Genomic DNA, 22,458 nt, shown 5'->3' with positions numbered 1-22,458 from the left:
AAGTGGCCGCGCCCCGCCCTTCGTGTTACCGGCGCTCAGCGCCGGCCCTTCCTCTTGTTGCTGCTCTCGTCGTACTTCTTCCGGTACTCGGTCTGCAGCTCGGGAGCGCCCTCCCACGGAAGCCCGGCCTCGGTGCGCTGGCCGCCCTGCACTCCGCTGACGTCGTTGAGGTACTCGGAACGCCCCTCCGCGGGCACGTCGGCGCCCGCCTCCTCGGGGTCCTTCTGCTTCGCCGGGTCCAGGGGGATGCCCACGCTGCGCTTGAGGTACTCGTCCTTCGGGTCCATGTGGGACCTCCTTCGAGCAGGATTCGTTCAACGCCTTGTCTCGAAGGTGGGGACGCACGCCCTCTATTCGCACCGAGCGGGCGGCCGTGCAGGCCCCCAGCGGCTCAGTTGAGGTACTTCGGCCGGGGCGGCGCCAGCGGGGCTTCCTGCTGCTTCATCAGCTCCAGGCCCTGCCGCGTGAGGACGAAGCGCACCACGCCGGAGCCGCGCTCGGTCTCGATTTCCGCCTCGAAGGCGGGGCCGGCGATGCCCCCCAGGGCCACGTCCTTGCGCAGGTTGGTTACCCGGCCGCTCAGCATGTCACCGGCCACCTCCCTCGAGCCCTCACCCCGCTGGTGCAGGTCGAAGGCGGCCTGGTGCAGCGTCATCGCCAGCGCCGGCGTCAGCGGCTGGGAGCTGAACAGGACGGAGATGAGGAGCCAATAGGGAGGAGACGGGTCGGAGGACGACATCGCGCTCCCATACTAAGCGCCTCGCGGCGGGGAGGCCCGGAGAAGTCACGAAGGGGTACCAGTGACTACCCCGCCCGGGGCCGGGGTGGCGGCACCTTCCAGCCCCGCCGACCGTACCGGCCGCCACCTGTCTTCCCGCGTCATGCAACCCCTGACATCTCCGGCCCGGACCTGTGCTCTAATGGCTGCCACCATCTCAGACCAGACATCCGTGACTGCCCATGAGAGGGACGCTCATGCACAAGAGAACGCGATTCCCGTCTGTCTGGGGAGCACTGGGGGCCCTGCTCCTGGTCGTGGGCTGCGGCGCCCAGGACGGTGGCTCCTCCCCGCGGAGCACGCCGCCCCGGACACCTCTACCGGGCCCGACACCTCCACCGGGCCCGACGTCCCCCACGGACTTCAAGTGCGAGGCGCCCTGCTATCTCGCGTTCCTCACGCCGGCGCAGGCCGTCGTGCGGGAGCAGTGCTCCAGGGAGGTGGTCGTCCAGTTCGAGCGAGCGCCGAACGAGCCCCTCCGACAGAACCGCGCCGTGACGCTCACCCTTTCGGGTGGCGAGTCCTTCTATGCGGACGCGGCCTGCACCCAGCCCATCTCCAGCGTCACCATTCCCGCGGGTGAGAGCACGGCACACTACTTCTTCAAGGAGGCCACCGTCGGCACCGTCCATCACTGGGTCTCCGCAGGCGGGAACTACCTTGCCTCGCAGCTTCACACCATCACCGACCGCCAGCCGTCTCCGGGGCCACTCGCGTCCACCTGCCGGCTCCAATTCCCTCCGGCGGCGGGCATTCCCTGCGGCATCGACACGCCTGGCACCCAGTACTACGTCAGCGCCAGCCGGGGGGACGACGGCAATCCCGGCACCAGCGCGGAGCACCCCTGGGCCACGCTGGCGCACGCCCTCCAGGCCGCGCCCGATGGCAGCACCGTCCGCGTCGCCGCGGGGACTTACCCGGAGTCCCCGGAGTTCGAGATGGCACTCCGCCGCCCGCTCACCGTCAAGGGCGGCTTCGACGACACGTTCTCGGAGTGGAACCCCGACCGATTCCACACCACGTACAGCGGGCCGGTCACGCTCATGCATGACGGTGCGACGTTCGGCGGGTTCCGCCTGGTGGCCCGGCCCCCCCCCGACTGGCTCTGGGCGCTGGGCTATCATCGGGTGCAGGCGGGAACGCTCATCCGCAGCTACGTCGAGGTCATCTACAGCACCAGGGACACCAACTACGTCATGGGAGTGGACGTCACGGCCGCGGAGGGCCGGACGTCCCGGGTGCTGTGCAACGACATCTATGTCCGGGGCGCGACCACCTTCGGCTTCCTCGCCCTGCACGCGCTCGAGCTCAGCAGCCACTCCGGCACGACCGAGGTCTCGTCGAACCGCATCTGCGCGGACCACGTCCCAGCCCCCTGGATGAACGAAGCCATCCATAGCAATGGCAACTGCTCCTCCACGAACACTCCGGCCCGCATCACGCTCACCAACAACATCATCGAGGTCGTGCAACTGAACGAGGACCGCGGCCATGTCGCGGCCATGCACTTCTCCGAGTGCGATTCGGACATGGACGTCATCCTCACGAACAACACCGTGCTCAGCTCGCGATACGGACTGAGCGGCGGCTCGAATGAGGGCCGCGGCACCACCCGCTGGAAGCTGATGAACAACATCTTCTTCAGCGAGGGCAGCCAGCGCGCCGCGGCCGGGCTCGGCGGCCAGCCCATCCTGGAGAGCGGGGGCAACCTCGTCTTCGGCTACGCGGACAACAGGCTGCTGCCCGCGCCGGCATCCAGCGCGGCGGACGACACCACCGGCACGGCCACCGCGGGCACCGTCTTCCAGGACCTCACCCGCGGTGACTTCCAGCCAAGGCAGGGCGGCCCCGCCGTGGGGACGGGCATCAACGTCCATGGGAACACCGCCTACGGCGCGGTGACGCGAGACCTGGCCCAGCGGGCCCGCCCGGTGGACGGGGCGTGGGACCGGGGCGCGCTCCTCTCCCCGGCAGCGGGCGACTGATTCGTGGCGCGGTAGGGATTCGCACGAGGCAGGGCGCCGCCTGGCGGTGCCTGGGCCATGGCGGTGCATCGAAGAAGGCGCGGCCGGGGCGGCCCTCGATGAAGGCCAGCGCGTTGCACGTACCCTGAGGGATGCCCCGCCGCGTTGACGGCCGCCCGCGAGCCAGGGCGCTCGCCCCTCGCATTCCTCCATCGAGGACCCGGGCACCTGCCTCTCTGAGGCCAGACGACGCGACTGTCGGGTGACACGGCCAGGCGCTCGCGCTGCCGCGACGCGCATGGAGGCGCGACGCGCGTTGAGAGGGCGCCCCTTTCTCGAGGTGCATGCCCCGGCACCATTCCATCGGAGACGAGTGTCTCGGGCGATGCAGCTCCGGTGACCAACGCGGGTCCGCCAGTCCTCTCGCTCTCGACGTGCGCCGCTGCAGGGGCAGACGTGCTGGCGTTTCCGGGCTCGGAATCTCCCGTTACCGCCGTCCCCGGAGGAGGTATGCCAGTGCCTCGGGAAGGCGAGTCCTCCTCCGCCGCCAACGCCTTCCAGAGGGCCCGGCCCGCGGCGTTGACGTCCTCTTCGACCAGCGATGCCTCCTCGCCCCGGGCCAGCGCGCGAACCAGCTCCGCCAGCGCTCCCCAGATGAGGCCCTCCCCCACCCGGACGCTGCCCGGCGCCAGCGCCCCCTCGCGCTCACCGAGGGCCAGCACCTCGCGCACCAGCGCCCGCGCCTCGTCCCCAAAGGACTGCGGCTCGAGCGAGTCCTCGTGCCAGTGCATGAAGGCGAAGTGGAAGCACTCCGGCCTCCGCGTCGCGAACCAGGCCAGCTGCTGCCAGAAGTCCTCGAAGGTATGACGGAAGTTGCGGTCCTCCCGCGAGCTCGGCTCCACCTCGAAGACGATGCGCGCGATGCGGCACAGCTCGCTCTCGGCCCACTGGCGCACCCGGTGGGCGAAGGCGCCCTTGCTACCGTAGCGCCGGTAGAAGCTGCCCACCGACAGGTTCGCGGCCCTCGCCATCTCCTCGGCCCGCACGTTGCCGTAGCCCCGCCGCGCCATCACCGCCGCCGAGTCCCGCATGCTCATGAGGTACAGCTGCTCCGCCGTCCACATACCCCTTCCCCTCCCTCTCGCCCCTGGGACGACGCTCCACTGAAAGGAGCGCTCCTCCCGCGGCATGGTGTCTACCTCAGGGGTCTGACATGGCGGGGAGGCTGGGGCCCGCCGTCGGCGAGGACCTGGCGGGTCACGCGGAACGGACGCTCCATTCCGCGCATGGGCGGCCCAGGGCAGGTGACAAAGCGGAAGAGGTAAGGCTGATGAAGCGGTGCGGGCTTGCGCGGACCTCGCGGAACGGAGGCTCCATTCCACGCATGGCGGCCTGGGCGGGAGGGCTGACAAGGTGGACAGGCGGGGCCCATGTGGTGAGCGCGTGGCGGGCCACGCGGAACGGAGGCTGAGGGTTGCTGGGAAAAGCGTTGGAGCCTGTCCGCCAGGTGGGGAGCGGAGCAGGGGCTTCGAAGGGGAAGAAGACGCAGGTCGGCACCCAGGCTGTACCCACCCCTTAATGGCCCTTATCGCCAGCAACCCTCGGCTCCATTCCGTGCATGGCGGCCCGGGGGGCTGACATGGCGAAAAGTCGTGGCATGGGAGACAGGGCCTTGGGCTTCGCGGGTCCTCGGTCTCCCGGCACTCCGAACATGCCCGAGTTACCGTTGCGGCTACCGCGTGGCCAAGGCGGCTCCATGGCAGGACTCATCCGAGTCCTGACTGAGCCGCCGCGTCCACGCCGGCTCCGGAGCGGCCTCAGCCCGCCCGGGGCCGGCGGCGGGAGACGATGCCCTCGGCGAGCACGGCCTGCTGCTTCCAGTGGCCGTACAGCCGGCCCTGCGAGGCCAGCCGGTCCAGCTTGCGCTGCGTCTCCCCGTCCACCCGTCCGGCGGGGGCGTCCCGGAAGGGCGTGCCCGGCAGCGGCATGAAGGTGTGCCCGTGCACGCGGGCCCCCAGCGCCGCCAGCCGCTCCATCAGCGCGACGGTGGCGTCCACGTCCGAGGGCTCCTCGCCGGGCAGCCCGAGGATGAAGTCCACGTTGGGCACGAAGCCGCACTCCACCGCGATGCGGGTGGCGCGCACCACCGTCTCCACGTCGTGCCCGCGGCGGGTGGCCTGGAGGACGCGCTCGGAGCCGGACTGGCCGCCGATGATGAGGTTGTCGTTGTGCACGTAGCGCTTGAGGAGCGCCAGCGCCTCGGGGGTGACGTGCTCGGGGCGCACCTCGGAGGGGAAGGTGCCGTAGTAGATGCGGCCGTCCGGGGCCATGGCCTCGCGCACCGCCGCGAGCAGGTCCTCCACGGCAGCCAGGTTCACCGACTCGTCGGCGGTGCCGTAGGACAGGGACGTGGGGGTGATGAAGCGGATGTCCCGCCGGCCCGAGCGGCGCAGCTCGCGCGCCCATTGCGCCACGTTGGCGACGGAGCGGTGGCGGAAGCGCGCCTTGCTCATGAAGGGCGTCTGGCAGAAGCGGCAGGCGTAGATGCAGCCGCGCGTGATTTCGATGGCGCCGAACATGGAGTGGCGCGCGGCGAACGGAGGGAAGTCGTCGAGCACCACGCCCTCGCCCCGGCCGTTCTGTACCAACTTCCCGTCCTTCAGGTACGCGACACCGTGCGTGGCGCGGGGGTCCTCGCCACGCAACACACGACCGAGCAGCCCGCGCAGGGTGTGCTCGCCCTCGCCCACGGCGATGAGGTCGAAGCCGGCCTGGAGCGTCTGGAGCGGCTCGGCGGTGGCGTGGACGCCGCCGGCGATGCACAGCACGTCGCGCCCCTCCAGCCGCTCACGCACCCAGGCGAGCTCCCCCGCCGACGCGGCGAAGCTGGCCGAGTAGAAGGACCATGCGGCCACCACGGTGTCGCCCGCGTCGGCGCGCTCGCGCACGGTGGACAGCAGCGTCTCGCGGTCCCTCGGGAAGTGGAGCGTCACGCCCGCGAGCGCCGGGTCCGACTCCACGGCCCCCGCCAGCACGGTGAAGGCGTACTTGCCCGGGTACTGGTAGCTCAGGACGAGCGCGACGCGGCGGTGGGGCTCCATGCAGGGAGGACATGATGCCACACGGCCCGCGCCGCAAGGCTTTCAGTGAGCGGGCGGGCGGACAGGCGGTCAGCGGGTGCTGGCGGTGGGCGTAACGGGAGGGACGAGCTTCAGCACCAGCTCGGTGAAGCGGGGGAACTCGAGGACGTGCTCCGGGACGCGGCCCTTCGGCACCGCCATGCGGACCGCGACCAGGCCCTGCTCGGGCAGTACCATCAGCACCTGCCCGGACTGCCCTTTCGCGGCGTAGCCCCGGGACGGGCCCACCACCTGCGTGCGGAACTGGGCTCGGCCGCTCTTCTGTATCAAGGCCGCCACACCCTCCATGCCCCCCAGCCGCTCGGAGAGGGTGCGCAAGAGGTCCTTGGACGGTATCGGACGGCCCACGAGGTCGGCCAGCCGGGCCAGGGACTCCTCCGGCATTCCGTTGAGGCGCGCCTCCTCCACCATCTCCCGGCCCACCACGCGGAAGGTCTGCTCGTAGACGCGCCACCACAGCAGCCCGCTGGTGGCGTCATACTCCTGGGCCGGCGAGGCGGTGCACTCCCGAATCCACGACTCGGAGAGGACGCGGCGGCCCTGCCACTCGCCCTTCTGGAGCAGGAGCTGGCCCACCTTGGCGAAGTCCACCGGGTGCAGCCGCAGGCCGGACATGCCCAGCGGATTGCCGGACGGGTCCTTCTGCCACACCACGTCGCGGATGCCGAGCGGCGCGAAGAGGCGGCGCTTCAGGTACACATCCATCTTCTCGCCCGAGGCGCGCTCCACCACGCCCGCCAGGAGGTTGGTCGCCTTGTTGTTGTAGAAGAACCGGGTGCCCGGCTCCTCCACGATGTCGGCCTCCAGCGCGTACCGGACGAAGTCCTTCGACTGGTAGATGTCCTTCGCGGTGCGTTGGGCGGCCAGCCCCGACGTGTGGCTGAGCAGATGCCGCAGCGTCACCTTCGCCTTGAGGCCCTCCTTCCACTCGGGGAAGAAGGCGGACACGGGCGTGTCCGCGGAGGGAATCTTCCCATCGTCGATGAGCAGGCCAATGGCCAGCGCCACCACGGCCTTGGTGGCGGACATGGACTCGATGCGCCGGGTCTCCCCGCCGAAGTACCACTCCCCCACCAGCTTGCCGTGGCGCAGCAGCACCAGCGCCGAGGAGCCCGAGTCCTCGGCCGCCTTCACCAGCTCCGCCAGCGCCGGCTCGGACAGCCCCGCCTCCGCTGGAGGGGTCTTCTCCAGCCCCGCGCCCACGTTGCCCGCCACCCGGGCGTCGAGCGCGTTCTGCCGGGCGCGCGCCACCAGCGCGTCGTAGCCCGGCATGCTCCGCAGCGGCGCCAGCGGCCTGTCCTTCAGCAGGTCATCCGGGACGCTCATGCCCTGCTCCACGGCGCGCTCCAGCCAGGTGAAGGCCGCGGCGTTGTCTCCCGTACCCACCGCGCCATAGGCCGCGAACCAGGCGACCTCGTAGTGGTGATGCCCCTCGTTCCAGAGCCGCTGCAGCTCCGCGAGCCCCTTCGCGGCGTCCCCCGACTCGATGGCGACCGCGGCCTGCCACATGGCCTGGCGGACCTCGGGTGAAGGCTCGGCGGGACGGGGCGCCTCCGTCGTGACGGCGGTGGAGACTTCCGGCGCGGCCGTCCCCTGTGACGGTGAGTGGGCACAGCCCAGCAGGGTGCACAGGGCGAGGAACAGTGTGGGTCGCATGAGGAATCCCAGGGGACGACGGGTGGAAGCGTCGAACCAGACGCATGAGGTCCGCCGTGATTTCGGGCCACGGACGGACACAGCGTGGAGGGGGAGACCATAGGTCAGAGTTGAACGAGGCCAACCGGGGCTCACACCGCGGCGGAGAGCGCCTCCCAGGCGGCGCGCACGTGCCGCTCCTCCGTGTACGTGCCGCCGATGGCCATGCGCAGCACATAGCGGGGCGGCCGGCCGTCCACGGCGGGCAGCACCGTGTGCGTGAGGAACAACTTCCCCGTCGCGTTCACCCGCTCCAGCAGGGTGCGGTTGCGCGCATCGGTGGCCTCGGGCGCCTCACCGGGCAGCGGCTTGAGGCGGAAGCACACCAGGGCCAGGGAGCGCGGCGCGGCGACCTCGAAGCGGGCGTCGGCGGACACCCAGGACTGGAAGTGCTCGGCCATGCGGATGTGCCCGCGGACGTGGGCGCGCAGGCCGCGTGCACCATAGTGCCGCAGCACGAACCAGAGCTTCAGCGCGCGGAAGCGGCGGCCCAGCGGCACCTGCCAGTCGCGGTAGTCGATGACGGCCCCGCTCGCGCTCGCCGCGTTGCGCAGGTACTCGGGCATCACGCTGAGGGCGTCCAGCAGGGCGCGCTTCTCCCGCGTGTAGAAGGCATTGCAGTCGAAGTTGGTGAGCAGCCACTTGTGCGGGTTGAAGGCGAACGAGTCCGCCACCTCCACACCGTTCAGGAGGCCGCGGTGCTCGGGGCACACCAGCGCGGCGCCCGCCCACGCGGCGTCCACGTGCAGCCAACCGCCCGCGGCCTTCACGCCCGTGCGCTCCAGGACACCGCCCAGGGCGCCGACGGGGTCGAAGGCTCCGGAGGAGGTGGTCCCCATCGTGGCGCAGACGAAGAAGGGGCGACGGCCCGCCGCGAGGTCCTCGCGGATGGCGCGCTCCAGGACGTCCGGGCGCAGGGCGTAGTGGGCATCCGTCTCGAGCTGGCGCACGTGGACCGTGTCGTCCGCGCCCCGGGCGACGCCGCAGAGCATGGCCGCCTTGAGCACGGACGAGTGCGCCTGCGTGGAGGCATAGGCCACCCATTGCGAGTCGGCCGGAGCGCCCTGGCGGCGGACACGCTCGCGGGCGGAGACCATGGCGACGAGGGTGGCCTCGCTCGCGGTGCCCTGGATGACGCCGCCGCCGGTGGCGGAGGTGGAGTGGTAGGCCTCGGGCAGGCCGGTCAGCTCCGCGAGCCAGTCCAGCACACGGGTCTCCATCTCCGTGGCGGCGGGGCTGGTGGACCAGAGCATGCCCTGCACGCCCAGGCCCGCGGACAGGAGCTCGCCGAGCACGGCGGGGCCGGAGGCGTTGGCGGGGAAGTAGGCGAAGAAGGAGGGGGACTGCCAGTGCGTGATTCCGGGGAGGACGACGTCCTCGAGGTCTCGGAAGACGGCGTCCCAGGCCTTCTCGCCGGACAGGCCATCCTCGGGAGGATGGGCGGGGAGCTTCGAGGCCACGTCGCCCGGTGCGACCTGCGAGCGGACGGGGAAGGAGTCCAGGCGGGTCCAGTAGTCCGCAATCCAGTCCACCATCCGGTGCCCGAGCTTCCGGAACTCCTCCGGAGTCAGATGGGGCACCGCTCCGTCACCGTCACGCGCGTCGTCGCTCATGGGCGGAGTTTCCTCCCACGGGTCGACGAGGGCTTCAAGCGCCTGTGCGGGGAGTCGGGGCTACTCGATGTCGAGGTACCAGGTACCTTCGTTCAAGTACTTCAAGGCCTGAGACGCCTCGAACGGAATCATTCCTTCACTCTTCGCGGCCTCCTCCAGAACGGGCCTGGCGTCCGCGGGGCGCTCGCTCAGCAGATAGATTGCCGCCTTGACGCGGACGTCCATACGAGAGTGGGTGAACAGTTCGGCAAGAGCATCCATCCCCGCCTCCCCCTGCTCCCGCAGCTTCTTGAATGCAGCGATGTACCGTTTAGCGTGCCTGTTTCCCTTCCTGGCATTTCCGCTCCAGATGGCATCCGTCTGGGCGGCAACGTTCTCCGCGAACTCCTCCGCGAGTTCCCGCAGGTTCATCTCCAGATTCCCTTCCTGATGTTCTCGATAGCCAGCAGCCCGAAGTCGCGTTGCGCCTCGTAGGACTGGGTGCTGAGCCACTGCCTCACTGTGAGGCGAGGGGACCGGGTGATACCTTCTCGAATCGACGAGTAGAACGCGCTCACCCGGGTGTGCAGCCCCTTGTCCAGTGGGATGACGTTCTCGGTGTTGTGGATGGCCTCGGGACCGAACCGCTGCACGTTGCCCGGCGTCTGCTCCACGATGTGGTGCCACTCCTTCCCTGGACCCGCCTTCCCCATCGCCTTCGTGAAGCCACTGTGCGTCTTCCATGCCCTGAATCCGGGCTTCTGGGACGCGGCCGAAGAATTCGCGCCATGAGAAGCCATGGCCACCGCCCCGGGCGCGAGGCCGATGGTGATGCCCTCGGCCGTCACGGCCACCATCTCCACCTGCTCCACGGCTCCGTAGAGGATTCCGGCCTGTGCCTCGGCCCGCACCGTCGCCTGCGCCGCCCCGGGCAGCTTCGGCAACTTCGCCGCGAATGCCGTCGGCGTGCTCCCAACCGCCGCCATCGCCAGCATCGCGAACGCCCGCGCCGCGTTCCTCCCCATCACCTTCCCGTAGCGCTCTCCCGCTTCGCGCAGTTCATCGAAGGTGTTCGCTCGCTCCGACTCGTCCCAGAGGCGCCGGAAGCCCTGGATGAGCCCTTTGAACGTGTCCACCCCGACGTAGACGATGAGCACCGCCGTCAGCGTCGCGGCCACCCCCTTCGAGAAAGGCTCCGGCACCGTCCACAAGATTGCGTACATCGTCATCGTCCACAAAGCCGCGGCCACCATGGCCTCCGGGTCCGCCATGTCCTTGAAGGTCTCCAGCATCTCCTCCAGGACGGCTCCCTTCGCCAGAGCCAGCGCCAGCGCGAAGCGCCCGTCCCCGGTAACGGTGGGGCTCTCCACCAGCAACCACAGGCAGTCGCCTTTCCGGCCGGTGCGCTCGCACCATGCCAGGTAGGTGCGCGTCAGCTTCACCTCTACTTCCGGAAGCTCCGCATCCAGGTGCTCGCCCGGCTCTATCGGAGTGATGCGGCGGCTGCGCGGATCGTAAGTATACGTGCCGCCGCGCGCGTCCATCTGGAACAGGACTCGCGCGGCCTCTTGAGGACGGGGCGAGGGCCGGACGCCACGTACCACCTCCGCCATTCCCTCCTGGAAATCGTCCTCGTCCAGCTCGACCGGCTCGGTGTCCGCGGTGCGCGGAACGTGGACGATGGGCTCGCCCTGTCCGGTCTCCAGGCGCACCACCTGCGTGGTGCCGCTGCACCCGGCCAACAACACCCCCAGCAGGGGCCACCAGCCACGCGACACCATGTGAACCCTCCAGCCGGGGAGCCCGTGTCCCGGGCCCGAGCCGCGCCACTCAAGGCCGAGGCATTCACCAGGTCAAGCCAACAACGGACCGCCCCAGCTCCACGCCCTCTCGCAGGCCCGCGAGCACTGCGAGGGCATGACCGCGGGAGCAAGGCGCGCGACTCATGGCTCGCGAGCCGTGCGCGGGAATGACCGCGGGAGCAAGGCGCGCGAGCCCCATGGCCCGCGCGCCCCGGCACGCCTCAGCTCCGCCGCCGCAGCGTCCGCACCACGCCCAGCAGCCCCAGCAGCGCGAAGGCCGCCAGCGGTCCGCCGCCCGTGCTCGTGCAGCCCACTCCCGCGCTCAGCTCCTCATCCGAGGAGATGCCCGGCACCGGCGGCACGCCCGTGTCGGGCATCGCCGGTCCCGGCTCCGGCTCCACCACCACGGGCGGAGGAGTCCCCGCATCTACCTCGACAGGCTCCTCCGCCGGGCCCTCGTCCCCATCATCCGGGCTCCCCGCGTCCACCGGCGGCGTGCCGGCATCCACGGGAGGAGGAGTCCCCGCATCCACGGGCGGAGTCCCCGCATCCACCGGCGGCGGAGCGGGCTCCTCCTCCGGGGTCATCACGTCCGCCAGCGTCGTCGCCTGCACGAAACCATCGTGGTAGACGACGCCCACCGGCTGCACGGTGTCATTCCGATACAGCCCGAGCTTCAGGTAGTTCTTCTGCCCCGAGTACATCGTCATCGCGCCCCGCTTGGGCAGCACGAGCTCCTTGTTGTGCCACAGCTCGACGAAGCCCACCTCCGGGTCCGAGGACCACTTCGCGTGCAGGATGAACTCGTGCCACACGCCGCGGACCAGCTTCGTGCGCCACGGCACCTCCTCCGTGCCCGGCAGCGAGAAGCGGATCTCCTCCCCCTTCACGTAGAACTCCACCGGCGGAGAACCGCAGCACCCGTCGTGGTGCCACTGCGTGAAGAGCTGCCACGTATCCGCGCTCGGGTAGTCCGCCGGGAACATCACCTTCCAGCGGTAGTAGTACTCCGAGCCCACCGCCTCCCGGCCCTGGTACACCAGCTCGTTCCGATTCCCGCTGGAGTTGATGGGGTCGTCGCCCTGCCGCACCGTCGCCTTCAGCGCGTACTTTCCTTCCGCCACGGGGGAGGTCACCACCTGCAGCCGGTCCGCGCTCACCATCTGCGTGCCGGTGTACTGCGAGCGGTCCCCCGTCTCGAAGTCACCACGCCACACGATTCCGGCCGAGGCCAGGAAGGGAACCAGCCACATCGCAAGCGCTACGGGGACGAAGGGTCTCAATGATGTGTCCTTGCGAAGGTTTGACAGCCAACGATTGACACACCGTAGCGCAAGACATTCCGTGATTCATTCCCCCGCCAATTCCTTCCCAGCCGTCTGACAACAGGGCAGCCGGCCATGCGGGCCCCTGGCTGGATTTGACAATGTTTCACCCCGGGCGAGGGCCGGCTTCACCCCCCGGCCGGCCCGGCGGACCCACCCCTGACGCGTCGCGCCACCAACAGAGCGGGCAACCTGGAGGCTGACTGCCCGCAGGCGTGGTGTATGGTCCACACCCCTTCCGGCGCCCCCATGGCGGGAGCGTCCCGGGTGCACCCATGCTTGTCCTGCGTGACGTCCAGAAGACCGACCTGGCCGGCCTCAAGCGGCTCGCCGCCGTGCTCAACACGGTGAACCTGCCGAACAACGAGGAGACGCTCGAGGCCATCATCGACAAGTCGGTGAAGAGCTTCGCGGGAAAGGTGAAGAACCCCTTCGACCGCGAGTACCTCTTCGTGCTGGAGGACGTGCGCAACAACCTCATCATCGGCACGTCCATGATTATCGCCCAGCATGGGACGTACGAGGCGCCGCACATCTACTACGAGGTGAGCGAGCGCGAGCACTACTCCGCGTCCCTCGAGCGGCACCTGCGCCACAAGGTGCTCTCCATCGCCTACAACTACGAGGGCCCCACCGAAATCGGCGGCCTCGTCGTGGACCCGCCCTACCGCGCCACGGCGGACAAGCCCGGCAAGCAGCTGTCCTACGTGCGCTTCCTCTTCATCGCCATGCACCGGCGGCTGTTCCGCCCGCGCGTGCTGGCGGAGCTGCTGCCGCCGCTGCTGCCGGACGGGCGCAGCCTGCTGTGGGAGGCGTGCGGCAAGAAGTTCACCGCCCTCACCTACCAGGAGGCGGACCGCCTCAGCCGGCAGAACAAGGAGTTCATCAAGGAGCTGTTCCCCTCCTCGGACATCTACGCGTCCCTCTTCCCGGACCGCGTGCAGAAGGTGCTGGGCGAGGTGGGCCCCCAGACGCGCGGCGTGCAGCGCATGCTGGAGCGCATCGGCTTCCGGTACGTGGAGCGCATCGACCCGTTCGACGGCGGCCCCCACTTCGAGGCCGACACCGGCGACGTCACCCTGATTCGCAAGTACCGCACGGTGAAGCTGGCCGAGGAGGACTTCGAATTGGAGGGAGACGACGTGCTCGTCGCCTTCGAGCGGGAATCCGGCCGCAACCGCTTCCGCTCCGTGCGCTGCCAGGCGCGGGTGGACAACACCGTGGTCTACCTGCCCGCCCGCGCCAAGGAGGCGCTGGGCGCGGAGGCCGGCGCGAAGCTGTCCATCATCCCCTTCGAGTAGCCCGCCCCCACGTCACGGCCGGCGCACCACCCGGTGCGCCCCGCGCAGCAGCGACAGCCACCGGGCCCCCGCGTCCAGCGCGGGGCCTCGCGCGTCCTCCAGCGCCACCGGCAGGTGCGTGTCCGGCCTCACGGCGTCCAGCGAGGTGGGGTCCAGGTCCAGCGTCCCGCCCCGCGCCAGCGCCACGCGCACCCACGCATGCGGCCGCGCCGGGCCGCCGTCCACCACCAGGAGCCCGTGCACCAGCGCGACCTTCACGCCGCGCTCCCGCGCTCCCGCCGCGAAGCGAAGCGCGTGCGCGAGGCAGCCGCCCGCCTCGCCCTGTCCGTCCTCGTTCCAGTCCGCGGCGCCGGGGCCTTTGTCGGTGAAGGCCGCGTGCACCCTCGCCGCCAGCGCTCGCGCCGGGCCCGCGTCCCAGGGGGTCATCCCTTCCAGGCGCGCGGGCACCTCCAGCGGCGGTTCCAGCGCCAGGGCCCCGCGCGTGCCCTCCACGGGCAGGCCCTCCGCGAAGAGCTCCGGCGGTGCGCGCAGCCGCTCGCCCGGCGCCGCCACGGTGAAGCGCGAGTCGCCCACCTCCAGCACCTCCAGGCGCCCGGCCTCGCCGTAGCGCGCGCGGAAGGGAGTCCCGAGGAGCGTGCCCTCCACCTGCCGTCCGTCGGCCCGGGTGACACAGTGTGGGCCCTCGCGGCCGGAGAGCTCCTCCCGGCCGGTGATGCAGCCCACGGGCGGCGGCCCGTGCCACAGCCATAGGGCCTGCGGCACCACGCCCGGGCCCCGCGCGCCCTGCCCCGCCGCGTCCGCCTCCGGCGAGCCCTCCGCCAAGCCATCCGAGGGCAGCCCGCGCCTCGCCGCATCCGCCTCCCGCGAGCCCCGCCCCCGCGCCGCGGCGTCCATCCCTCTCGCGCCCCCCATGCCCGGTACCCGAGCCACCGTGTCCGAGGTCTCCCCTTGCCTGGCCCTATCGCCGCCCTGCGCCCCCCTCACCCGCCCCGCCCCATCCACCTCCAGCGTCACCTCGCGCCGGCGCTCGCCCGGCTGGCCGTCGCGCGTGTGCAGGTGCCGGCTGACGTACGTGAAGCGCCCCGGCGCCCGCGTCAGCGTCACCGTGCCCACCGGCACCCCTCGCCAGGCGAAGACGAAGCGCGTGGACTCCCCGCGAGGCCGCGCTGACCCGCCCTCCCCGCCAGGGTTCACGGGCTTCGCTGGAAGAGCAAGGAGCAAAAGGGCGAGCAGGGCGGCCACGGCCCCCAGTCTGCGGCCTTTTGAGGACCGGAGCGAGAAGCCGGGGTAGCGTTCCACCCGTTCATGGGCGCCAAACGGTACCTGTTCGCGTTCGGCCTGGCCGCGGGCCTCATCTCCGCGCTCGTCCTGGGGGGACTGCTGCGCGCCGTGAGTGGCCCGCTGCCCACCTCGACGTGGGCGGTGGTGCTGCTCGCCACGCCCGTGCTCTACCTCGTCGGCGGCTACCTCGCGTGGTTCCGCTGGGCGGCGCGCCGCCGCCGCCTGCGCCGGCAGGTCATGGGGCGGCTCGCCGAGGGAGACCTGACCACCACCGTGGGCCCCCGCTTCGAGGGCCACGAGGACGTGCGCCGGCTCATCCTGTCCCTGCGCCGCGCGCTGTCCCAGGTGCAGCGGGTGACGGCCAACCTCCACCGCACCAGCAACGAGGTCAGCGAGCAGGCCCGCATGCTGCTCGAGGCCGCCCGGCGCCAGGGCGGCGCGGTGGAGCGCTCGCTGGAGGCCGTCAGCGGCATGGGCGGCAGCCTCCAGGTGGCCGTCAAGCGCGTGCACCACCTGGAGGTCTTCGCCGTCGACACCACCGGCGCGCTGCTGGAGATGACCGAGCGGCTGGAGCAGGTGGTGGACGCGCTCACGCAGGTCAACACCTTCGCCCACAACACCAGCGCGCTGATGCAGGCCATGGCCGAGCGGCTGGCCAACATCGCCTCCTCCGGTGACGAGCTGGGCCGCTTCGCCAGCGAGGCCGAGGACTTCGTGGCCGCGGTGGAGGGCGGCATCGACTCCGTGCGCCGCCGCGCCAGCGAGACGAACCAGCTCGCCATCGCCGTGACGGCCACCGCCGAGCGCGGCGAGGTGCTGGTGGGCGACAGCGTGCAGGGCATGTACCGGGTGGCGGAGACGGTCCGGAAGGCCTCCGAGCTGATGGAGATGCTCGGCACGCGCTCCATGGAGATTGGCCGCATCGTCGACGTCATCCAGGAAATCGCCGACCAGACGAACCTGCTCGCCCTCAACGCCGCCATCATCGCCGCGCAGGCGGGCGAGCACGGGCGCCCCTTCGGCGTCGTGGCCAACGAGATTCGCAACCTGGCCGAGCGCACCACGCGCTCCACGCGGGAAATCGCCGCCATGGTGGCCGGCGTGGTGGACGCCGTGCAGGTCGCCGTCACGCTGGTGCAGGAGGGCCGGGAGCAGGCCACCGCGGGCGTGGCGCTGGGCGACCGCGCCGCCGAGGCGCTGGGGGAGATTCGCACGATTACCCAGCGCACCTTCACCGCCGTGGAGGCCACGGTGGCGGAGACGCAGCGCCTGGAGTCCCAGGGCGCCACGGTGGTCGAGGCCAGCCGCCGCGTGGCCCGGCGCGTGGAGGACGTCACGCGCATGGCGATTGAGCAGTCCGGCCACGCCCGCGAGCTGCTGCGCCAGACGCAGGAGATGGCGCGCGTGGGCCAGGGCGCCTCGCAGAAGGCGGAGGCCCAGGCCCGCACCGGACGCGACTTGTCCGAGTCCGTGGTGCGGCTGAGCGCGGCGATTGAAGAGCTGCGCTCCGCCAACGTGGTGCTCACCCGGGCCGACACCTCCATCCGCGAGGAGGTGGCGCAGGTGCGCGAGGACGCGCGCCGGGTCATCCTCATCAGCGACGGGCTGACGCGCACGGTGGACCAGTTGGGCCACGAGGCGGTGGGCCTGGAGGCGGAGGTGTTCCGCTTCAAGCTGCCCACGCCCCGCTCCGGCGGCACGCTGCGTGTGGGGCTGCACCAGGCGGCCTCGCTGCGCAACCGGCAGGCGGTGGACCCTCTCTTCAGCGTGGAGAACCAGGCCGCCGAGCTCACCTCGTGCATCTTCTCCAGCCTCCTTCGGCTGGAGGACGGTGGGCTGGAGCCGGACCTGGCCGAGCGCTGGGAGGCGGACCCGACCGCGCGCCGCTACCGCTTCCATCTGCGCCGCGGCGTCACCTTCCACGACGGCACGCTGCTCACCGCGCATGACGTGAAGCGCCACCTGGAGCGGCTGCTGGACCCGGCGGTGCGCTCGCCGGACCGCAGCCTGCTGGAGGACGTGGAGGGCGCGCCCGAGTTCGCCTCCGGCCTGGCGCGCGACGTGTCCGGCCTCGAGGTGCTGGACGACGGCACGCTCGAAATCCGCCTGCGCGAGCCCAAGGCCTTCTTCCTGCACATCATGGCGCTCACCGCCACGGCGGTGGCCCGGGTGGACTCGGGCGGGCGGCTGGTGGGCACCGGCCCCTTCCGCCTGCTCGCCCTGGAGCAGGAGCGCGTGGTGCTGGAGCGCAACCCCGCCTACTGGCGCGCGGGGGGGCCGCTGGTGGACCGGCTGGAGTTCCTGCTCACCCGCTCACGGCAGGAGGCCGTGGCGCGGCTGCGGCAGGGCGCGCTGGACCTGGTCTCCTTCCTCGGCGCCGAGCACGTGGAGATTCCGGGCCTGGAGCCGTTCCAGGTCGTCACCAGCACCACGCCCTCCACCGCCTTCGTGGTGCTCAACCAGCGCGAGGCGCCCTTCGACGACGTCCGCGTCCGCCGGGCCCTGCGCGCGGGCATGGACATCCAGGGCCTGGTGGACCAGTTCCACCCGGGCGCCCGCGTGGCGCGCACCCTCACCCCGCCGGAGCTGCTGGACGACGTGGAGGTGGGGCCCGTGCCCGTTCCGGACGTGGCGCTCGCCGAGCAGCTCCTGCGCGACGCGGGCCTGCGCCGGCTGAAGCTCACCCTGCACTTCCCCACCGGCCACGACACCTCCGCCGAGGACGCGCTGCTCTTCCGCCCGCTGGTGCAGGCGGGCCTCCTGGAGCTGAGGCACGTGGAGATGTCCCAGGAGGAGTACACGGCCCGGGCCAGCGAGGGGAAGCTGCCCGCCTTCCGCAACCGGTGGCTGGCGGACTTCCCGGACCCGGACACCTTCCTCTACTTCCACCTCAACTCCAACGCGCAGACCGTCTTCCCCCTGGGCTACCGCAACCCGGAGCTGGACCGCATCACCGCGGAGGCGCGCGTGTCCATCGACCCGGGGCTGCGCCACCAGCTCTACCTGCGCGCGGAGAAGCTCTTCCACGAGGACTGCCCGCTCATTCCCCTGTACCACGAGCGCATCCACGCGGCGGCCAGCCCCACCGTGCAGGGACTGAGGCTGCACCAGACGCCGCCGCAGGTGCGCTTCGAGGACCTCTGGGTGGACCCGAACGCCGCCACCTGAGTCACGGCGGCGACTCGCGCCGTGCCCCGGACGCGCCGCCGTGCCGCTGGGGCCAGCCGCCCGTCTCCGCCTGGCCGTCCACGCCGTACGACTCCAGCAGCCACGCGCCGCCGCGCTCCACCACGACGTGCAGGCGCCCGTCGACAAAGGCCGCGCCCGCCAGCCGCGGGTGTCCCGGCAGCGGGCACATGCCCAGCCGCTCGCCCCCGGCGAAGAGCTGGAACCACACCCGCGGCCCGTCCGGCTGCGCCGCCGTCGCGAGCACGCCCACCGCGCCGCCCCGCACCAGCGTCGCGTCGTGCAGCGTGCCCGGCAGCTCCTGGCTCGGCAGCGCGTCCACCTCCCACCGCACCCGGCCCGTCTCCGCGTCCACCGCGCGCAGCACCACGCGCTCCTCCTCGGGCGTGCACGTGCCTCCGTCCGCGAGGCCACACGCACGCGCGAAGAGGTAGCCCGGCGCGCCCTCCGGCGGCAGCAGCGCCGGCTCCGCCAGCGGCACCAGCGTGCGCGCGCCGCCGTCCCAGTCCACCCGGGCCTGTGAGCCACCATCCATGGGCACGAAGGCCCAGGCCCCCACCAGGGCCCTGCCTCCCGCCACGGCCAGCGACGCGGAGCCGAATGGCGACACGCCTCCGTCACTCAGGTCCGCGCTCCACATTCGCGTGCCTCCGCCATCCGGCGCATCCAGGAACGCCAGCCAGCCATCCGTCCGGTAGCTGACGACGGTGCCCGCGACGTCCAGGCCGAGGCGGCCCTCGCCGAGAGGTTCCGCAGCGCCCCGCGTCTCCAGCGCGCCGGCGAACGCGCGTGTGCCCGCGTCGTCTCCGAGTCCGGCCAGCCGGACGAGCCGCGCGGCCAGGGGCCCGGGGAGAGACACCGCTCCTCCGTCATTCCCCCTCTCCAAGGGCCACCAGTCCACGTACGCCCAGACATCGCCTTCCCCGGTGAGCGCCACCCGCCCGGCGCCCGTCGCTCCACGCCACGCGCCCGCGTCCGCGAAGGAGTCCGGCGGGGGCGGCATCGTCGCGTATGGCGCCTCCCACAGCCGCGCGCCGTCGCCTCGCGGGGCATAGCCCTCCAGTCCCTCCGTCGCGAGCACCACCACGCCCGCGTCCGACGCGGCCAGCAGCGTGCGCGCGCCGCCGTCCGGGTAGGGCGACTCGAAGCGCAGCAATCCACCGGACGTGAAGGAGACGAGCCGGCAGCCCGCGTCACCGCCGCACACGGAGGCGAAGAGGGCCCCGTCCTGGACGAGCAGCACGGGCCCGCCGTCCTCGGCCACAGGCTCGCCGCCCAGCTCCTGTCGGAACACGTACTCGAGGTCTCCCGCGTCCGGGCGCTCGCACTCGCCATCCTGGCAGGTGCCCTCCCCCTGGCACGCCGTGGCGGGCGCGCAGACGGTGCCTTCCGGCGTGGGGGCCTTGATGCAGGAGCCCTTGAAGCAGACGTTGGACTCCTTGCAGTCGAAGGAGCCGCACGGGGTGAAGTCGGCCGCGTCCACCTCCGTGCAGCCCTCTTCCCGGTCGCACAGGCCCACCCTGCACGGGCGCGTGGGGGCGGGGCACGCCACGGGCGACGTCACACAGCCCTCCGTGGGCGAGCACGAGTCCACCGTGCACGGGTTGTCGTCGTCACATGAGCGCGGGGTGCCCACGCACACGCCCGACGCGCAGCGTCCGTTCTCCTGGCAGCGGCTCTCCGGGATGCAGGCGGCCCCGTCCTCCTGGGGCGACTCGATGCACTCCCCGGACTCCACGTCGAAGCGCGCCTGGCGGCACTGGGGGACGGGACACGGCTTGGGACGCACGCCCGTGCCGGTGAGGCGGACGGACTCCGTGTCGCCGCTGCCCTCCAGCAGCAGCGTCCCCTCCGCTTCCCCGTTGCCCGCGGTGAACACCACCTCCACCGTGGCCGTGCCGCTGCCCGGCACCGTCACCTCGGGCATCGCCACGGAGAAGGGCGCGTCCGCGGCCGCCTTCACCGTGATGCCCCCACGGGCCGTGGCCAGGAGTGTCACCTGGCGGCGTGCCTGCTCGCCCTCCAGGACGCGGCCGAAGTCCACGGCGTCTTCCTGGGGACGGAAGCCCTCGCGCGTGCCGCCCAGGCCGGGCTCGTCACCGCACCGGCACCCGCCGACGGCGAGTACGAGCGCCACGAGCAGGGGACTCCACGAGCGGACAGGAGAGAGCATGGGCCGGACTCAAGCGCGCCGGCCGGGGCCGCGCAATCCCAGCCTGCCGTGTCGTCGTGCCCTGGACTCGGGCCTCGTCGCTCAGGGCTCCGGGGCCGGCGCGCGCCGCCGGGCCAGCATGCGCACCAGCACCGCCACCACACCCACCCCCACCAGCCCCATCACCGCGTACTGGTAGCGGCTGACGAGCGCCGACAGCTGCTCCAGGTTGCCGCCCACCGCCGCGCCCAACCCCAGCACCAACCCGGTGTGGGCCATGGCCGACAGCGCGCCCAGCACCATCGCGTTGAAGCGGGGCATGTGCGCGGCGCCCGCGGCCACGAAGATGAGCCCGCGGATGCCGGGGATGAAGCGGTTGACCAGCAGCAGCCAGGGCCCGTTGCGCCGCATCCGGGCCTGCACCTCTTCCAGCCGCGCGTGGGTGATGCCGAAGAAGCTCCACTCGGGGTGGGCGGCGAAGCGGTGCGCCAGCCAGTGGCCCACCGCGTAGTTGATGGCCGCGCCCAGGACGCTGCCCGCCGTCACCGCCAGGAAGACGAGCGGCCACGGCTGCGTGCCCCGCACCGCGTACACGCCTCCCAGCAGGGTGACGGTGTCTCCGGGAAAGGGCGGGACGATGTACTCCAGCGCCGCCGCGACGCCCAGCACCAGCAGCCCCAGGGGCCCCAGCGTGGAGATGAGCTGGTCGATGAATTCCACCATCCGCGCGTGCGACCTCCGGCGACCCGGCCCACACCAGACTTAAGCCGGGACGGCGCGAAGGGAAAGCGACATCCGCTCCCCGCCTCCAGGAGGTGAACACGTCAGGCGCGCGAGGGGGCCACGGGCTCCAGCACGGACGTACAGGCCCGGCAGCGCCGCGCCTCCATGGGGACGGTTTCCCGGCACTCCGGGCACACCTTCGTCGCGGGCGGTGGAGGCGCCGCCTCCTTGCGGCGCCACAGCGCGCCCACCTTCACCACCACGAGGAACAGCACCAGGGCGATGATGATGAAGTCGAGCAGCGCGCCCAGGAGGTGACCGATGCGCAGTTGCAAGGGTGACACGGTGACCTCGCGCCAGTCGCCCCCGGGCAGCACCAGCCCCACCACTGGCATCACCAGGTCCGACACCACCGCGTTGACGATGGCGGTGAACGCATTGCCGATGACCACGGCGACCGCCAGGTCCACCACGTTGCCCTTCAGCGCGAACTGCTTGAACTCCGAGAGCACGGACACGAGAGGCCCTCCGCCGCGGACGGCCCTGTCCCGTCCGGCGAAGGCCGGCGGCCCGGCCCCGAGCGGAGGCACCCTACCTGGGGCACCCGGGTGGAGGCCCTGCCTCGGAGGGCCGGTGTCACGTGGTGGTCAGGCCGCGTCGCGCGGAGGGCGAAATGCCTCGGAGCCCATCATGTTCTCGCGGTCCAGTAACGTTGGCCCGACACTCACTCCGCCCTGACGGGAGAACCCATGACGACGAACACCGGAGGCGGGCATACGGGACGGAATCACCACCACGGCCACCCGCCCACCTTCACGTGCAGCGTGTGCCACCGAGTGCGTCCGGTCCGCGAGCGCTTGCGCATCGATGCCATCCGCGTCGAGCTGTCCCACTTCATCATCCAGCGCCACCCGGATGCCGGTGCCCCCGGCGCCCTCATCTGCCGGAGCTGCCGCGACACCGAGCGCCTGGCCCTCGTCACCGCCCGGCTGGAGGAGGAGCGCGGCCAGCTCACCGCCGTGGAAGCGGACGTGGCACGGCGCGCCGCCCTGCACTCCACCGTCGCGGAGGACCTGGAGCGGGAGTTCGCGCGCACCCTCACCTTCGGCCAGCGGGCCGCGGACGCGGTGGCCCGAGTCGGTGGCTCCTGGAGCTTCGTGCTGGGCGGGCTCTCCATGCTCCTGGGTTGGGTCCTCCTCAATTCGCACTGGCTCGGAGCGCGCCCCTTCGACCCGTATCCCTTCATCCTCCTCAACCTGGTGCTGTCGTGCGTGGCGGCGCTGCAGGCCCCCATCATCATGATGTCGCAGAACCGCCAGGCCCTCCGCGACAGGCGCCAGGCGGACCAGGACTACCGCGTCAACCTCAAGGCGGAAATCGAGGTGGCCACCCTGCACGAGAAGCTCGACCACCTGATGCACATGCAGTGGGAGCGCATGCTGGAACTCCAGCAACTCCAGCTCGAGATGCTCACCGAGCGGCTCGCCCGCGAAAGGCCGCACGAGCCGCGGGGCTGAGC

At 71.6% G+C, this 22,458-nt stretch carries 17 protein-coding genes; 4 read left to right on the top strand and 13 right to left on the bottom strand.

What is annotated here, in order from left to right; all coding sequences use genetic code 11:
• Positions 1-35: 35 nt before the first annotated feature.
• Both K8638_RS07460 and K8638_RS07455 read right to left on the bottom strand, forming a co-directional pair.
• Positions 36-287 carry a hypothetical protein gene (locus K8638_RS07460; protein WP_223753730.1) on the bottom strand — a complete coding sequence of 84 codons (252 nt, stop codon included), beginning with the start codon at positions 285-287 and terminating at the stop codon, positions 36-38.
• Positions 288-391: 104 nt separating this feature from the next.
• Positions 392-739: a hypothetical protein gene (locus K8638_RS07455; protein ID WP_223753729.1), complete on the bottom strand. Its 348-nt coding sequence runs from the start codon at positions 737-739 to the stop codon at positions 392-394.
• 236 nt (positions 740-975) lie between these two features.
• Between K8638_RS07455 and K8638_RS07450 the strand changes: the two genes are divergently transcribed.
• Positions 976-2,763, top strand: coding sequence for a hypothetical protein (locus tag K8638_RS07450; protein WP_223753728.1), 1,788 nt, complete (start codon positions 976-978; stop codon positions 2,761-2,763).
• Here the strand turns inward: K8638_RS07450 and K8638_RS07445 are convergent.
• From K8638_RS07445 to K8638_RS07415, 7 genes are all read right to left on the bottom strand, one after another.
• Positions 2,667-3,866 (bottom strand): TetR/AcrR family transcriptional regulator, encoded by a 1,200-nt coding sequence (locus K8638_RS07445; protein ID WP_223753727.1) that lies wholly within the window; start codon positions 3,864-3,866, stop codon positions 2,667-2,669. The two genes, K8638_RS07450 and K8638_RS07445, sit on opposite strands and share 97 nt — an antisense overlap.
• Positions 3,867-4,559: 693 nt before the next feature.
• Positions 4,560-5,843 carry a TIGR04013 family B12-binding domain/radical SAM domain-containing protein gene (locus tag K8638_RS07440; protein ID WP_223753726.1) on the bottom strand — a complete coding sequence of 428 codons (1,284 nt, stop codon included), beginning with the start codon at positions 5,841-5,843 and terminating at the stop codon, positions 4,560-4,562.
• 69 nt (positions 5,844-5,912) lie between these two features.
• A complete protein-coding gene (locus K8638_RS07435; protein ID WP_223753725.1) occupies positions 5,913-7,538 on the bottom strand; it encodes a serine hydrolase in 1,626 nt (541 codons plus the stop codon).
• Between the two features lie 131 nt (positions 7,539-7,669).
• Entirely contained in the window at positions 7,670-9,190 is a 1,521-nt protein-coding gene (locus tag K8638_RS07430; RefSeq protein WP_223753724.1) for a pyridoxal-dependent decarboxylase, read from the bottom strand.
• Between the two features lie 60 nt (positions 9,191-9,250).
• Complete coding sequence (locus K8638_RS07425) at positions 9,251-9,601, bottom strand: DUF2019 domain-containing protein (RefSeq protein WP_223753723.1); 351 nt, start codon at positions 9,599-9,601, stop codon at positions 9,251-9,253.
• On the bottom strand, positions 9,598-10,950 hold the full coding sequence (locus tag K8638_RS07420) for a hypothetical protein (protein WP_223753722.1): 1,353 nt from the start codon (positions 10,948-10,950) through the stop codon (positions 9,598-9,600). Before K8638_RS07420 ends, K8638_RS07425 begins: the two co-directional genes overlap by 4 nt.
• A 242-nt stretch (positions 10,951-11,192) precedes the next feature.
• Positions 11,193-12,224 (bottom strand): polysaccharide lyase, encoded by a 1,032-nt coding sequence (locus K8638_RS07415; RefSeq protein ID WP_223753721.1) that lies wholly within the window; start codon positions 12,222-12,224, stop codon positions 11,193-11,195.
• A 347-nt stretch (positions 12,225-12,571) separates the two neighbouring features.
• Between K8638_RS07415 and K8638_RS07410 the strand changes: the two genes are divergently transcribed.
• Positions 12,572-13,597, top strand: coding sequence for an arginine N-succinyltransferase (locus K8638_RS07410; protein ID WP_223753720.1), 1,026 nt, complete (start codon positions 12,572-12,574; stop codon positions 13,595-13,597).
• 12 nt (positions 13,598-13,609) lie between these two features.
• Here the strand turns inward: K8638_RS07410 and K8638_RS07405 are convergent, their stop codons facing one another.
• Positions 13,610-14,791: a lasso peptide biosynthesis protein gene (locus K8638_RS07405; RefSeq protein ID WP_223753719.1), complete on the bottom strand. Its 1,182-nt coding sequence runs from the start codon at positions 14,789-14,791 to the stop codon at positions 13,610-13,612.
• A 111-nt stretch (positions 14,792-14,902) separates the two neighbouring features.
• On the opposite strand from K8638_RS07405, the gene K8638_RS07400 reads away from it, so the two are divergent.
• Positions 14,903-18,046, top strand: a complete 3,144-nt coding sequence (locus K8638_RS07400) for an ABC transporter substrate-binding protein (protein WP_223753718.1) — start codon at positions 14,903-14,905, stop codon at positions 18,044-18,046.
• Between the two features lies 1 nt (position 18,047).
• Here K8638_RS07400 and K8638_RS07395 read toward each other — a convergent pair whose 3' ends face one another.
• The 3 genes from K8638_RS07395 to mscL all read right to left on the bottom strand — a co-directional run bounded on the left by K8638_RS07395 (position 18,048) and on the right by mscL (position 21,457).
• On the bottom strand, positions 18,048-20,237 hold the full coding sequence (locus tag K8638_RS07395; protein WP_223753717.1) for a hypothetical protein: 2,190 nt from the start codon (positions 20,235-20,237) through the stop codon (positions 18,048-18,050).
• A gap of 81 nt (positions 20,238-20,318) precedes the next feature.
• Positions 20,319-20,939, bottom strand: a complete 621-nt coding sequence (locus tag K8638_RS07390) for a DedA family protein (RefSeq protein WP_223753716.1) — start codon at positions 20,937-20,939, stop codon at positions 20,319-20,321.
• Between the two features lie 101 nt (positions 20,940-21,040).
• Positions 21,041-21,457 (bottom strand): large conductance mechanosensitive channel protein MscL, encoded by a 417-nt coding sequence (mscL, locus tag K8638_RS07385; RefSeq protein WP_223753715.1) that lies wholly within the window; start codon positions 21,455-21,457, stop codon positions 21,041-21,043.
• 231 nt (positions 21,458-21,688) lie between these two features.
• Between mscL and K8638_RS07380 the strand changes: the two genes are divergently transcribed.
• Positions 21,689-22,456, top strand: a complete 768-nt coding sequence (locus K8638_RS07380; RefSeq protein ID WP_223753714.1) for a DUF1003 domain-containing protein — start codon at positions 21,689-21,691, stop codon at positions 22,454-22,456.
• Positions 22,457-22,458: the final 2 nt, after the last annotated feature.

Source organism: Myxococcus sp. RHSTA-1-4 (assembly GCF_020037125.1).
Taxonomy (GTDB): Bacteria; Myxococcota; Myxococcia; order Myxococcales; family Myxococcaceae; genus Myxococcus.
Note: the sequence above shows the minus strand (reverse complement) of the source record. Positions and strands in the feature narration are given on the sequence as shown.

Bases quoted from the DNA above. Each gene is read 5' to 3' on its own strand.
- K8638_RS07460 (WP_223753730.1), bottom strand. From the start codon at position 287: ATGGACCCGAAGGACGAGTACCTCAAGCGCAGCGTGGGCATCCCCCTG.
- K8638_RS07455 (WP_223753729.1), bottom strand. From the start codon at position 739: ATGTCGTCCTCCGACCCGTCTCCTCCCTATTGGCTCCTCATCTCCGTC.
- K8638_RS07450 (WP_223753728.1), top strand. From the start codon at position 976: ATGCACAAGAGAACGCGATTCCCGTCTGTCTGGGGAGCACTGGGGGCC.
- K8638_RS07445 (WP_223753727.1), bottom strand. From the start codon at position 3,866: ATGTGGACGGCGGAGCAGCTGTACCTCATGAGCATGCGGGACTCGGCG.
- K8638_RS07440 (WP_223753726.1), bottom strand. From the start codon at position 5,843: ATGGAGCCCCACCGCCGCGTCGCGCTCGTCCTGAGCTACCAGTACCCG.
- K8638_RS07435 (WP_223753725.1), bottom strand. From the start codon at position 7,538: ATGCGACCCACACTGTTCCTCGCCCTGTGCACCCTGCTGGGCTGTGCC.
- K8638_RS07430 (WP_223753724.1), bottom strand. From the start codon at position 9,190: ATGAGCGACGACGCGCGTGACGGTGACGGAGCGGTGCCCCATCTGACT.
- K8638_RS07425 (WP_223753723.1), bottom strand. From the start codon at position 9,601: ATGAACCTGCGGGAACTCGCGGAGGAGTTCGCGGAGAACGTTGCCGCC.
- K8638_RS07420 (WP_223753722.1), bottom strand. From the start codon at position 10,950: ATGGTGTCGCGTGGCTGGTGGCCCCTGCTGGGGGTGTTGTTGGCCGGG.
- K8638_RS07415 (WP_223753721.1), bottom strand. From the start codon at position 12,224: ATGTGGCTGGTTCCCTTCCTGGCCTCGGCCGGAATCGTGTGGCGTGGT.
- K8638_RS07410 (WP_223753720.1), top strand. From the start codon at position 12,572: ATGCTTGTCCTGCGTGACGTCCAGAAGACCGACCTGGCCGGCCTCAAG.
- K8638_RS07400 (WP_223753718.1), top strand. From the start codon at position 14,903: ATGGGCGCCAAACGGTACCTGTTCGCGTTCGGCCTGGCCGCGGGCCTC.
- K8638_RS07395 (WP_223753717.1), bottom strand. From the start codon at position 20,237: ATGCTCTCTCCTGTCCGCTCGTGGAGTCCCCTGCTCGTGGCGCTCGTA.
- K8638_RS07390 (WP_223753716.1), bottom strand. From the start codon at position 20,939: ATGGTGGAATTCATCGACCAGCTCATCTCCACGCTGGGGCCCCTGGGG.
- K8638_RS07380 (WP_223753714.1), top strand. From the start codon at position 21,689: ATGACGACGAACACCGGAGGCGGGCATACGGGACGGAATCACCACCAC.